At 39.8% G+C, this 13204-nt stretch carries 8 protein-coding genes; 5 read left to right on the forward strand and 3 right to left on the reverse strand.

Annotated elements, in window-relative coordinates:
• Window positions 1-1195: 1195 nt before the first annotated feature.
• The gene (recQ, locus tag NIES592_RS03580) at window positions 1196-3355 is read right to left on the reverse strand and encodes a DNA helicase RecQ (RefSeq protein ID WP_073554923.1); all 2160 of its coding nucleotides are present in this window, start codon (window positions 3353-3355) and stop codon (window positions 1196-1198) included.
• Between the two features lie 182 nt (window positions 3356-3537).
• Here recQ and NIES592_RS03585 point away from each other — a divergent pair, with 182 nt between their 5' ends.
• The 3 genes from NIES592_RS03585 to NIES592_RS03595 all read left to right on the forward strand — a co-directional run bounded on the left by NIES592_RS03585 (window position 3538) and on the right by NIES592_RS03595 (window position 6756).
• On the forward strand, window positions 3538-4737 hold the full coding sequence (locus NIES592_RS03585; RefSeq protein WP_073554924.1) for a Coenzyme F420 hydrogenase/dehydrogenase, beta subunit C-terminal domain: 1200 nt from the start codon (window positions 3538-3540) through the stop codon (window positions 4735-4737).
• A gap of 252 nt (window positions 4738-4989) precedes the next feature.
• Window positions 4990-5754, forward strand: coding sequence for an SDR family NAD(P)-dependent oxidoreductase (locus tag NIES592_RS03590; protein WP_009456147.1), 765 nt, complete (start codon window positions 4990-4992; stop codon window positions 5752-5754).
• A 399-nt stretch (window positions 5755-6153) separates the two neighbouring features.
• On the forward strand, window positions 6154-6756 hold the full coding sequence (locus NIES592_RS03595) for a hypothetical protein (RefSeq protein WP_062248590.1): 603 nt from the start codon (window positions 6154-6156) through the stop codon (window positions 6754-6756).
• A 178-nt stretch (window positions 6757-6934) separates the two neighbouring features.
• On the opposite strand, the gene NIES592_RS03600 is transcribed toward NIES592_RS03595, so the two are convergent.
• On the reverse strand, window positions 6935-9292 hold the full coding sequence (locus tag NIES592_RS03600; RefSeq protein WP_073554925.1) for a glycoside hydrolase family 31 protein: 2358 nt from the start codon (window positions 9290-9292) through the stop codon (window positions 6935-6937).
• Between the two features lie 143 nt (window positions 9293-9435).
• Entirely contained in the window at window positions 9436-10998 is a 1563-nt protein-coding gene (locus NIES592_RS03605; protein ID WP_073554926.1) for a Na+/H+ antiporter, read from the reverse strand.
• A gap of 193 nt (window positions 10999-11191) precedes the next feature.
• Between NIES592_RS03605 and NIES592_RS03610 the strand changes: the two genes are divergently transcribed.
• Complete coding sequence (locus NIES592_RS03610; RefSeq protein WP_062248584.1) at window positions 11192-12262, forward strand: hypothetical protein; 1071 nt, start codon at window positions 11192-11194, stop codon at window positions 12260-12262.
• A 163-nt stretch (window positions 12263-12425) separates the two neighbouring features.
• Complete coding sequence (locus NIES592_RS03615) at window positions 12426-12986, forward strand: hypothetical protein (protein WP_062248581.1); 561 nt, start codon at window positions 12426-12428, stop codon at window positions 12984-12986.
• Window positions 12987-13204: the final 218 nt, after the last annotated feature.

A 13204-nucleotide genomic window follows, 5' to 3' on the forward strand; every position in this document is an offset into this window, starting at 1 on the left:
TTGGGTCCCTAATTTTATGCGGCGGTATCCCCTCAACCAAAGCTAATGAAAAGAGAAAAGGTGATTACCTATGGATCGCATAGATGTTACATTGCTGACTTTAATTAGTACAATTGTTTGCCTAACATTTCCCAAGCTTTTAAGTATCATTACCGATCCAAAAATCAAACCTAACAGGCTCTTGCAGAAAGTTTCTACTCCAAGAAACACTCAACAGGGAATTACTAGCTTCCCATTCTGTACGTCTTATGCATTAACAGGTAGCCCATCATGTAAATTTAGTCCTCGTTTTTGTGGGAGATGTTCCCCAAATTAATGTTGCATTTGAGTATCAAAATAGATAACTTTTATTAAACATTTCAGGGGCATTAATTCTTACTCTCAACTTTAAATTATTAAACCAGACCTTTCAAGGTGACTCGAAAAATCTATTTTTTCTCTTTGCGACCTCTGTGTCTCTGCGGTTTAAAAGCAATTAAATTAACCGCAGAGGAACGGAGAACACAGATGCAAGAAGTTCAAGAGAGATTGTTTGACTAAAATTTTTATCCACGTTGAAGGGGCTGGCATATTAAATTTTAATATTGCTTTTTTTTAATTTCGTGAAATACTAAAAGCAACGGCTCTTCAAATTTACACTATTTCATCAGTTTTTACAATTCCCCGACATAGAGTGAGTATCTAAACAAAACTTAAAATTTAAAATAGCTTATACAAACTAGAAGAAATTTCTAACAATCTGCTCTATCAATTTTAGAAATTTAGTTTCAAAATAGATTATACAAATCAAAAAAGAGGGATTCTCTATGGGTTTGATGGATGTTTTATTCCTGACTTTGATTAGTACTGTGATTTGTCTTGTTTTCCCCAAAGTTTTATATACAGTTTTAGTAAGAAAGAATAAACCCACCGCATCATCACCAAGGGTTAGAATAAAACAGGATATTCACACAGAAGTGGCGATTTCTTTGTAATTAGCTCAAAATAAACGCAGAGTTTCGTAGAGTCTTGGTCCTAGATATTGAACTACCCAATTATCTCAAGTCCGGCTAATTGCTTACGAGATGAAGCTAATTCATTGGGCGAACTCGGGTTTCCCTCTAGGATTAGGAAACAGAGGTTTTTCCATTACCAATTACCTATTACCAATTACCGATCCCAACAAGTGTCTTTGTGGTTAATTATTCCTATAGGATTAGCTTTTGTGACTCTTTTTGCGCCACTGACTTCTAACTAAACGAATCTCTTCAAAGCTATAACTATCACCAAGATATTCTTTAATGGGGGTAAGGGAAATATCTCCAAGAATTTCTAATACTTGCAAAATTTTTTGCTGTTTTTCTAGTGGTACTAAGTGATTTATGTCTATAGGTTGATTTTTCTCAATTAAATCGCAGAGGTGACTAAAAATAGTTGTTGGACGTAGGTTGCGTTTTTCAGCAATTTCGGAAACGCTTAAGCCTTGTTGATATAACAGCAAAGTTTGCAATGCTGTTGCAGAAACTGAAGTCAGGGAAGATGTAGGATTAAGTTTTGGTTCTTGAGCATTATGTTCTTGACAATAAGCACGGATTTCGGCAAGAAATTTATCGCCGTATTGATTTAGTTTATGGCTACCTACCCCAGAAAGTCGGCTAAATGCGTCCTTGGTTTGGGGTTTAACTTGAGCCATTAATTTGAGAGTAGAGTCGGCGAAGATAAGATAAGGTGGAACAGATTGTTCATCTGCAAGTTGTTTACGTAGCGATCGCAACCTCTGCAATAGCATTTCTGCTTCTACAGTTTTAGGGTTATCCTCTTTCCAAGTAAGCTTTTGGGTGACAGTGACAGGAATAGAAACGGTACGCTGTCGCCGCATGACTTCCCAACTTAGGGCGTTAAGTTTTAAAACGGCGTAACCATCGGTGCTTTGTTCTAGTAAACCTTGATGTAATAAGGAACGTCCCAGCATCCGCCACTCTTCCACACTTTTATCTTTACCGATACCGTAGGTAGATAGTTGTTCGTGTTCGTATTGAGCGATTTTTTGGGTTTTTGCTCCCCGTAGAACATCTATAATATGTCCCATGCCAAACTTTTCTTTGCAACGGGCGACACAAGATAAAAATTTCATTGCTTCCACTGTCCAATCTTGCACTGGTTTAGGATAGCGACAGTTATCGCAATTATCACAATTCCCCGGAAAACGTTCGCCAAAATAACTGAGTTGAATTGTGCGGCGACAGTCTGTACCTTCGGCGTAATCTATCATCTGTCGCAATTGTTGTTTGGCTATTAACTGTTCTTGTGGTTCGCTTTTTTGATTGATGAGAAATTCGATGATTTTGACATCAGCGTAACTGAAAAAAAGTGTACAACGTGAAGCTTCCCCATCTCTACCCGCCCTACCTGATTCTTGATAGTAACTTTCTAAGTTACGGGGTATATCAAAGTGAATCACAAACCGCACATCTGGTTTATTGATACCCATACCAAAGGCGATTGTCGCTACCATAACTCGCACATCATCACGAATAAAGCGAGTTTGATTTTGAGTCCGTTCTTCGTCTGTTAAACCAGCATGGTAGGGGAGAGCGGGTATTTTATCATGTTGCAGTTTAAAGGTGATTTCGTCAACTTTTTTGCGAGTTAAACAGTAAATAATTCCCGAACCTTCAGAATCACGGATCAGTTCTAGGAGTTCGGCGTAAGCATTCTTTTTTTTAGGACGAACTTCGTAGTAAAGATTTTGGCGGTTGAAGCTGGCGATGTGGACGCTGGGGTTTTGTAACCCCAATTGTTGAATGATATCATTACGGACGCGATCAGTAGCGGTAGCTGTAAATGCCCAAGTCGGGACATCAGCGTAACGTTTTCGCAGTAGAATTAATTGCCGATATTCTGGGCGGAAGTCGTGTCCCCACTCAGAAACACAATGCGCTTCATCAATAGCAAAGGCGGAAATACCAACTTGATGATGGATTAGATCTAGAAATGGGAGAAATCTATCACTGATCAAGCGTTCTGGGGCGACGTAGAGTAATTTAACTTTACCTTGGAGGATGTATTGTTCACGCGATCGCGTTTGGTAAGAGTTCAGACTGCTATTGAGAAATGTAGCTGCTACACCGTTTTTTCGCAGCGCTTCCACTTGATCTTGCATCAAAGCAATTAAAGGTGAGACTACAACAGTCAAGCCTTTTTTGATCAGTGCTGGTAGTTGAAAGCACAGCGACTTACCACCGCCTGTAGGCATAATAATCAGCAAATCCCGATTAGAAAGCGCATCTTCAACAATTTCTCTTTGTCCGGGGCGAAAATTATCATAACCGAAGTGATATTTCAGCGCTTTTTCTAATTGAGAGTACTGAGACATAGCGATCGCTTTTTTAGGCTTTCTGGGTAGGTAGTGATGAAGATACCAGGATTTTAACAATCCCCCGGCTGGAAGTTGCAATAATCATGATTATTGATTTTGATGTTCTTTGGCACTCGTTTGGTACTAATCTCTGAGATAGTGTGAAATAAAGAATCTGAGTTTTTAAAGAAGAAATTTTAATGACCTCAGTAGATTTTCCCAAACACAAAAAAGCCAAAGCCCTCAAACCCGGTAGCCGTCGCCCTGCTAAAGAACTGTGCAGCGAATGTGGATTGTGTGACACATACTATATTCATTATGTCAAGGAAGCCTGTGCTTTTATTAATCAGCAGGTAGAGGAACTCGAAGCACAGACACACACTCGTTCTCGCGATTTAGATAATGCTGATGAACTTTATTTTGGTGTTCATCAAACTATGATGGCGGCGCGGAAACAGCAGCCGATTCCTGGTGCGCAATGGACGGGAATTGTGAGTACGATCGCTATTGAAATGCTGAATCAGGACATGGTAGAAGGCGTGGTCTGTGTGCAAAATACCAAAGAAGACCGCTTCGGACCTATGCCTGTGATTGCCCGGACTTCAGAAGAAATACTAGCAGCGCGGGTAAATAAACCGACACTTTCACCAAATCTTTCTGTTTTGGAACAAGTAGAAAAATCAGGAATGAAGCGGCTGTTGGTGATTGGTGTTGGTTGCCAAATCCAAGCTTTGCGGACTGTGGAAAAGCAATTGGGTCTGGAAAAGCTTTATGTCTTAGGTACACCCTGTGTAGATAATGTGACTCGTGCTGGACTGCAAAAATTCTTAGAAACCACAAGTAGATCGCCTGATACCGTTGTGCATTACGAGTTTATGCAGGACTTCCGGGTTCACTTTAAGCACGAAGATGGATCAACAGAAACAGTTCCTTTTTTTGGCTTGAAAACAAATCAACTGAAGGATGTGTTTGCCCCTTCCTGTATGAGTTGTTTTGACTACGTCAATTCCCTAGCTGATTTGGTAGTTGGATATATGGGCGCACCCTTCGGCTGGCAATGGATTGTAGTCAGAAATGAACGCGGTCGGGAAATGCTGGAATTGGTCAAAGACCAGTTAGAAACTCAGCCAGTCATGTCCAAAGGCGATCGCACAGCAGCAGTCCAACAAAGTATACCAGCTTACGATAAAGGTGTTACCCTACCGATGTGGGCAGCAAAACTTATGGGTGTAGTAATTGAAAAAATCGGCCCCAAAGGTTTGGAATACGCCCGTTTCTCGATAGATTCCCACTTCACCCGCAATTATCTCTATGTCAAACGGAATCATCCTGAGAAATTAGAGGAACATGTTCCAGAGTATGCCAAGCGTATTGTAGGGCAGTATAAATTGCCGGAATAATGTTGTTGGTTGTTGGTTGTTTGTTGGTTGGAACTGAGATATTGCAGCCCACTCCATCGCCCAGAACTAAAGTTCCGGGCTTATAGCTGAAGTCCATTTAAATGGACTGAGGAAAATTTTATTAGTCCTCTTCAGAGGACTTGCGCTATCAGCCAAGGATTTTAATCCCTGGTTATTGTTGGAATTGATGCAAGATATTAGTTGAAACAAACAACAATCAATAACCAACCACCAACAACCATCACATAAAGCATGTTTACTCATACCAACTCATGTAATGCCTTAATTGTCGGTGCTAGTCAAGGTATCGGTTTAGGATTTGTAAAGAAACTACTACAATTGCAGGGTATTAATAGGGTTTATGCTACCTATCGTCAACCAAAATCAGCTGTTGAGTTAATAGCGTTGTCAGACCAATATCCTGAGAAACTAATTTGTCTGGCGATAGATATTACAGATGAGGCACAAATTTCTCAAGGTGTACAACTCCTGCGAGCAGAGATAGATAAACTACATTTAGTTGTTAACTGTGTTGGGGTTCTCCATGAAGGAACCCTGCAACCGGAAAAAAGCCTCAAACAGATTAACTCTGAGAATTTAATGCGCTATTTTCAGGTTAACAGTATTGGTGCAGTGCTGCTTGCTAAACATCTGTTACCGCTATTTCGTCATAGCGATCGCAGTGTTTTTGCGAGTATTTCTGCCAAAATCGGAAGTATCGGTGATAACCAGCTTGGTGGGTGGTATGGCTATCGCGCTTCTAAAGCAGCGCTAAATATGTTGATGCGAAACGTGGCAATAGAATATGGCAGAACCAGTCCAAAAACTATAGTTGTAACATTGCATCCTGGTACAACAGATACTCGTCTTTCTAAACCTTTTCAAAAGAATGTACCTCCAGAAAAACTCTTCTCGGTAGAACTTACCGTCAACCAATTGCTTGCTGTTATCGACCAGCTACAGATAGAGGATAGCGGACAGTTTTTTTCCTGGGATGGTAGTCGTTTACCTTGGTAGGGGTGAGAAATGTAAGGGGGTGGGGAGATGGGGAGTAAGTAGTTTAAAGAATGGGTAACCACTAACTACTAACCACTAACCACCAACAACCAACCAATTCAATAAATCTCTCTAGAGGTAATTTTTTTTGGAAATGATAACCTTTAAGATAATTTTAGATTTACAATCCAGCAAAAAAAACAGCTTGTTTACTTTTATTTTGAGGTGTAAAGTTTTTACCTATATGGATTACGTATAGCCTCTTCATTGCAGTACATAAAGTGCTTTATAGTGTATGTGGCACTTTGTGGTGTGAATATTAAATTTTTTCTAAACAAGCTTGTTAACATCTTGGCTTTTTTGAATAATTAAAATATCTTTTGACTTAAGGATTAAAGATGCGCTGCCAGAGCAAAATTTATGAATAATCCAGTAAAAACATCAAATGATTTAACAAAAGTTTTGGCAGAAAACAATAAAGAAGAAGAACTGATGCAAGAAGTTTTTCTGATTATTGAATATTTGACCAATAAAGAAGAAGCTACTGTCAAGCTCATCTTTGATCGTCTTTATGATGTAGGTTCAGTTCATCTAATTAACAAAAAGTTTCGCTCTCGACCTGTCAAGAAAATATTAAAATTTATAGCGAGAATGTCCAAGCCAGCATTTAGAATCTTTGCTTGGCATTGGGTGAAAAAAAACTGTCCTCTATTGATTACTAACTGGTTGCATCAACAAGTTACTTTTAGTAATAAAGTTGTAAAAAATGCAGAAATGATTATTGAGCAAAAACTCCCTCCAGCCGATTATATTTCAGAACTGGATGAGCAGACTAGAGAAGTTAAATTTTTGCGTTCTCAGGTAAAATTGCTGACAAGTGTTTTAATTGGAGTGGTGACTATATTTATTGGTAGTTTAATGTGGCTTAGTCATAACCTCACACCAGGGCGATCGCCACTACAAAATGTAGAACAATTACAGCGAGTTACCATACAAGAGGCTAGCACAGCTACACAAAAGTAGTAAATAGTGGGGAGTCAAATTCTGGCAGAAGTGTTAGAGGAAGTAATTCCAGATGGCGATCTTACTGTTCTAGTGCTGTTTTGCGGGAAAACGCTGTTTCTCTTTATGGAAATAAAGCGAACACAGATGCACACAGATAAACACAGATGAGATGTCGGTGTGGATCTGTGGTCATCGATCAAGAAAAAGTTAGGCGACGTGCAGAACCGTCATCTGGAAATTCTTGTTCTCCTTTACCTACAACCTCAACAATGACGTTGCGTGGGTGGGGAGTCCACTGTCCTTGCCTAGCTTGAATTTCTACTACTACTTGTGTATCTTCTAAGTACACTCGATAGGTTGTAGTTGAGCAAGCGCCATCACGGTAGGCAAAGGAATGTCCGTCATCTTCGTACAGTGTCCACTCGCCTATACCTGGGGTAACTCGCAACCGCAGTTGATTGAAGGGTGACTCGCCTACATACTGCATGACCGGACCAAGGGGAATTATTGATCCAGCACAGATGTACATGGGCATTTTTTCTATGGGTGCATCCGCAAGAATATAGGTTGCACCTTGGTAAGATTCTCCCGTCCACCAGTCATACCAAGTTCCTGCTGGTAGGTAAACCAGGCGTTTTTCTACCCCCGGTCGGTAGACGGGTGCTGCCATGAGGGATGAGCCTAAAAGTATTTGGTCGTATAATTCGTAGGTTTTGGGATCCTCTGGATAATGATAAAGCAGAGGTCGCAGAATTGGTGCACCTGTGGTAGCTGCTTCCCAGAACAGAGTGTATATATAAGGTAGTAATCGGTAGCGCAATTCAATGTATTGACGGCAGATTGCTTCTACTTGCGGCCCAAATTCCCAAGGTTCATGGCGCTTGGTGTTAATCATCGAGTGGGCGCGCATAAAAGGATACAACATTCCTGCCTGCATCCAACGGGCAAATAATTCTGGCGTAGCATCACCCGCAAATCCCCCAATATCTGCCCCGACAAATGCTACACCAGATAAACCTAAATTACAGAGCATCGGCAGGGACATTTCTAGGTATTCCCAGAGAGAGTGATTATCTCCTGTCCATACCGCCGACCATTTCTGTACACCCGCGTAACCAGAACGGGTCAAGACAAAAGTACGCGATCGCTCTCGCAATTTTTCCACTGCTTGGCGACAAGCACGAGCCATCATTAAGCCGTAGAGGTTATGAGTTTCGGCGTAGGTTGTACGCTCATCATCAGGGCCACTCGGTGCATCCATCGGGAAAAATATTTTTTGTCCGCCCTCATCTCCAAAGGGGCGATCGTTCATGGCTGGCTCATTCATATCATTCCAAATCCCAGCCACACCAACATCAGTCAGATTACGGTGCAAGTCTCCCCACCACTGACGCACCTCCGGGCGCAGAAAGTCCGGGAAAACAGCCCGACCAGGCCAGACATAACCATGAAAAACCTTACCGTCAGCCCTGCGGATAAAGTAATCCTTTTCTAAACCTTGATCGTAGACGGTGTAATCTGCTTGGGGTTCAAATTTTACTCCCGGATCGACGATAGTAACAACTTTGATTCCATCCTCGGCTAAGTCACTGAGCAATTTCTGGGGCTCTGGAAATCGGCGGGGATTCCACGTAAACACCCGGTAGCCAAACATGTAATCAATATCTAAATGAATGACATCACAGGGAATACGGCGCTGACGCAATTGCTGTACTAATTGCCGGACTTCTGATTCTGAGTCGTAACTCCAACGGCATTGATGATAACCCAAAGCCCACTGTGGCGGTAGTGACATTCGCCCTGTTAATTGGGTGTAAGTCTGAACTATCTCTGCGGGTTCGGGACTGTAAATAATGTAGTAGTCCAGTTCTCCACCAAGGGTTTCTAATCGTAAAATATCTGGTTGGTCAACCCCAACATCAAAACGGCTCCAAAAGGTAGTGTTAAAAAACAAACCATAGCCTACCCCCTGACGCAGCGCCATAAAAAACGGAATGGCTTGATACATTGCGTCTGTCAGCATTGTGTAATCTAAGCTATCCGTTGTCCAGTTTGTAAAACGCTTACCTTTTTGATTCAGTAATCCTACCCGTTCCCCAAAGCCATAATAATTTTCTTCTGTCTCGATTCGCTTCCAGCAAGCAACTTGGGATTTATCTGTTCCCAGTTGTCGCCAACCTATACCCAAACCTGTATCTTGGGCAAAAGGACGACCTGCTTTGTCAAAAAACTGGACTCGACAAGGATGAAGCTGAACGCATATCCGTATTTTGTCGGTTTCTATTATTACCTCATTTGCTGTTTCCTGGATATCAAAAGCTACAATAGGCCATTCCTCATCTTTCGGCGTGACAGCCCAGGAACGCCTGGGTCTAAACTCTCCTGTAGGTGAAAAGCGTACACGGATAAGGTTAGGAGCAATTATGTAGAGAGACAGGCGAGCAACACCAAGGTTAAAATCTATACCTCTATTTTGGCGTTGGATCTGCTCAACAGATGCGATCGCATTCCAAACTGGTTCACCGATGGGTAATTCTCCGGCAAATTCTGGCATATTTAATCAATTTGGCTCTAGATGCAGGCAAGTATAATTATTGGCGTCAGCCACAATTTCATTACCTTAAATAAAAGTAGGTAATTTTTGCATCAACCACGGGAAGTATAAAAAAACTTCCCTTATCCCTTAGTCATTTCTTCTTAATGACCTTCTTCTAAAACATCCTCAAGCAAAGGTGCAAGTTCTTGATTTAACCTACCCGATCGCACAAATTCTGCATAGGTGTCTGCTTCTACCGAAAGTAATTCCATTCGCAACTGTTCGGCTGTGAAGTCTCGCAGATTAGGATATTCATTATGTAATTTATCAATTTGTTCTTCTAAACGCTGAAGTTCGCCTTTGATTAAAGTCTCTTGATAGCGGTAAAACTCTGGCTCGAGTCCTGGACGTTCTTCTACTTTCCCCAGGTATTCTAATACACGTTTGAGCGCAGTTTGACGAGCAATGAATTCTAAATATTGCTGTCGCAATGGCTGTTCACCCAGAAGTTGGAGCTTTTCTAACAAAGGCTTGGTAGTTAATCCCTGCACTAACAAAGTAAACAAAACAACTCCAAATACGGTATTGATCAGGTCTTCTCGTTCACTCAGGATACTCGGTACACTCAACGCTAGGGCAATAGAAACAGATCCTCGTAGACCTCCCCACCAGAGTATAGTTTGTTCTGGTAAAGGAATATTGGAATTAGCAAGGCGATTACTGAGAAACCCTAAACCGTAGACTGCGATCGCTCGTGCTAAAACCATTCCCACAATAGTCACGGCTATGATTGTCAGATTTTCTGCCAAGTCAACGAATCTAACTTGATCACCAATCAACAGAAAGACTATTGAATTCACAAAAAAAGCTAAAAATTCCCAAAATTCACTGACTATTATCCGTGTTCGTGGGTTCATGCCAATTCGGGAACCGAAATTTCCCAAAATCAAGCCAATAGTCACAACTGCTATCACACCCGATCCACCCAATTCTTCGGCAATGATATAAGTTCCGTAAGCAGAAACAAGAGTCAAAGATTGTTCCACCAATGGTAAATCAAATCTTTGGGTGAGATAGGAAATACCAAACCCAATCAAACCACCTACGGCTAAACCAACGCCGACAACCGTAAATAGTTGCACTACCACAGGCTGAATTCCCAGTTGTGCTTTTCCCAAAGATAATGCAACTAAAAAACTGAAGGCAACAACTGCCATACCATCATTAAATAAACTCTCGCCCTCCATCAATGTTGTCAGACGTTTATCTACCCCCAGTTCTCTAAACAAAGCTGTAACTGAAACAGGATCAGTAGCCGATAAACTTGCTCCCACTAACAATGCTGTTGTTAGGGGTATTCCTGCCACGAAATTCAAACCCAGTGCTACACCTGCAATGGAAATTAATACTCCTATGACTGCATACAGACAGATAGGAATAAAATCTTGCTTTAAGTTAGACCACTTTAAATTCCAGGCGGCTTCAAATAATAAAGGTGGCAGAAAAATCGCCAAAATTAATTCTGGAGAAAGATTGACTAATCGTACATCTACTAGAGCTAATCCCAACCCTGCTATTACCAAAAGTAATGTGTAGGGAATATGGCGAAACCAGCTAAATACTTGCGGTAAAGTCGCCACAGTTAGGGAAACCGAGAGTACCAGGAGAAATTGCTTTAAATTTTGTTCGATTGCGACTTCGCCGACAGCAGATTCCAGTGCCATGTCAATATTTCTTTATTTCTGTTTAAGTTAAGATTTTTCCTTACTTTACCGAAGAAAGGCAAAGGGCAGAGGGTAAAAGGATTGTTGTATCATCTCATGCAACGAAAAAATTTTGCTTTCTTACCACATAGGTGGATATTTTGGCAATAAAGATGTTAAAGTTACAGCCTATAAACATTTATTTCGTCTTTGTATGAACAAGTTCAGATTATGGAAATGGTTACCCCACCCTAATGCATGGCTGAACGCTCTAATCCTATCTGTGCTGATGATTGGGTTTGTAACCATGATCCGGCGCGATCATGACTTATGGCTAAACTTCGCAAAATGGTCAGAAAAACCTGAGTCAGCTACACTATTGGCAATCTTTGTACTGATATTACCCATACCAGCGATCGCTTTTGCGCATCACTTTTTTTTCAGTCGCTTTATTCCTGCTGTTCCAGGAGAAAAAATTAATGTAATTCAAGGGTTTTTCCCAGGATTGATTAGTTGGAGAGAAAGTTTATATGGCTGGTTGGTACTTGTTTTATCTACACTGACGGCTATTTTAATTTGTACCCCTCTTTTACCTTTATTTCAGTTGAACTATAGTCAGGTCATCGCTGAATCTGGTCAACATTACAGTAAACTCAAAGCTGTGTTTGCTGTGATCTGGCTGATTAGTGCTGCGGCTTTTTACCAAATTGAGTATTTATTTAAGTGTCGTTTAGTTTTTGGTAATAATGTTAGTTTTGAAGCTGAAAGTGTAAATACCCCTATATTAGATACACTTCCCATTAATAACCCACAACCAGAAGCTAATGTTACAGAAATACCAAAAACGGAAGAAGTAACGAAAAAGAAATCAAGCTTCTTTAGCTTTAGTAACAAATCTCGCAAAATATCTAGACAAATATTTACATTTGTTTTAATTCCCTTGGTCGCTCTATGGCTATATTCATTTGCTAAATTGCCAGAATTTAGGCAAAGTATATCAGCAAATGTCTCGGCTGAAAATTCATCAACACTCACTGCTAATGAAGTCAAAGCAAAGGACAATTATCTCAAGGCAATTAATCAAGCTAGACGTACAGCAAAACTGGCAAAGCTAGCACAATCTGAAGATGAATGGAAGATAGTTGTCGAAAATTGGGACGAAGCGATCGCTCTATTAAAAACTGTACCATACACTAGCTCTAACTATGGCATGGCTCAGCAAAAAATTATACAATACCAAATTCATCGAGAATTTGCTCAGCAATATGCTACGGGTAGTAATTAAAGCATTTATAAAGTTTGTAGAAACTATAAAAAGTAAATTAAACTATCTGCCTTATATCATCTTTGTATCTAAATTCTTGGTAAAAACACTGAGGAAATAATTTTAGATATAAGGTTATATTTTATGCAACTGGTATGTTTTTAGCTCTTCACTACAATCATTTATGACACAAGTAAAAATTTTTGAACTTGCAAGACAAGGCGACGTTCAAGCCATTACGTCCTTGATGAACAGCCAACTACAGCTAAAAAATGTCACAGCAAAAGTTAGCATTAAGAATGGTTATTTACGGGTGAGATTGGAATCTAATCAAATACCAGATAAACAAAACTTGGTCAAGTACGTACGTCAAGAAATCATTGGTTTAAAGTCTGAATCTATTAAAAAAGTTAAAGTTGATGGTTTTCAACAAGGAAAAAGTTTTCCTTGTTGGAGTCAAGTACTAAATTTAGAATTACAACATAAATATACTCCCGCATCTTTAGGTAAGCAACCGACAAGTAATGTTTTAGTAGAAACAAAACAACTTAATAATATTAGCCTTAATAAATCTAATTTTAAACAAATGTTATCTTTTTTTCAAACAGAATTTAGTCTAAAATTTATAATTATACCTTTAGTTTTCATTAGTATTTATCTGATTGTAGAAAACTATCTATTTAAAAAAGAAGGATGTGTTGCTCAAAGCAATTTGCAAGATAAAGAAATAAATTATTGTAAATAAGAAGATTGATATAGTTAGATAGTTAGACTTTTTATATATTCGAAATCATCTTATTAATATTTTTTTACATCATATTTTGATAATGGCAGAAACACAGCTATCATACCGAGTGAAGACAAAAGCCCAAAACAAGGGCTTTTTTAATTTTTGATCCCATGTATTCTCTTTTACTATAAATATATAATGCTTCTATAGATAGATGAATTTAATATATTAGA

It is taken from the genome of Fischerella major NIES-592 (genome assembly GCF_001904645.1).
GTDB classification, from domain to species: Bacteria; Cyanobacteriota; Cyanobacteriia; order Cyanobacteriales; family Nostocaceae; genus Fischerella; species Fischerella thermalis.

Excerpts from the sequence above, each read along its gene's own strand:
- NIES592_RS03585 (WP_073554924.1), top strand. The coding sequence starts at position 3,538 with ATGACCTCAGTAGATTTTCCCAAACACAAAAAAGCCAAAGCCCTCAAA.
- NIES592_RS03590 (WP_009456147.1), top strand. The coding sequence starts at position 4,990 with ATGTTTACTCATACCAACTCATGTAATGCCTTAATTGTCGGTGCTAGT.
- NIES592_RS03610 (WP_062248584.1), top strand. The coding sequence starts at position 11,192 with ATGAACAAGTTCAGATTATGGAAATGGTTACCCCACCCTAATGCATGG.
- NIES592_RS03615 (WP_062248581.1), top strand. The coding sequence starts at position 12,426 with ATGACACAAGTAAAAATTTTTGAACTTGCAAGACAAGGCGACGTTCAA.
- NIES592_RS03600 (WP_073554925.1), bottom strand. The coding sequence starts at position 9,292 with ATGCCAGAATTTGCCGGAGAATTACCCATCGGTGAACCAGTTTGGAAT.
- NIES592_RS03605 (WP_073554926.1), bottom strand. The coding sequence starts at position 10,998 with ATGGCACTGGAATCTGCTGTCGGCGAAGTCGCAATCGAACAAAATTTA.
- NIES592_RS03595 (WP_062248590.1), top strand. The coding sequence starts at position 6,154 with ATGAATAATCCAGTAAAAACATCAAATGATTTAACAAAAGTTTTGGCA.
- recQ (WP_073554923.1), bottom strand. The coding sequence starts at position 3,355 with ATGTCTCAGTACTCTCAATTAGAAAAAGCGCTGAAATATCACTTCGGT.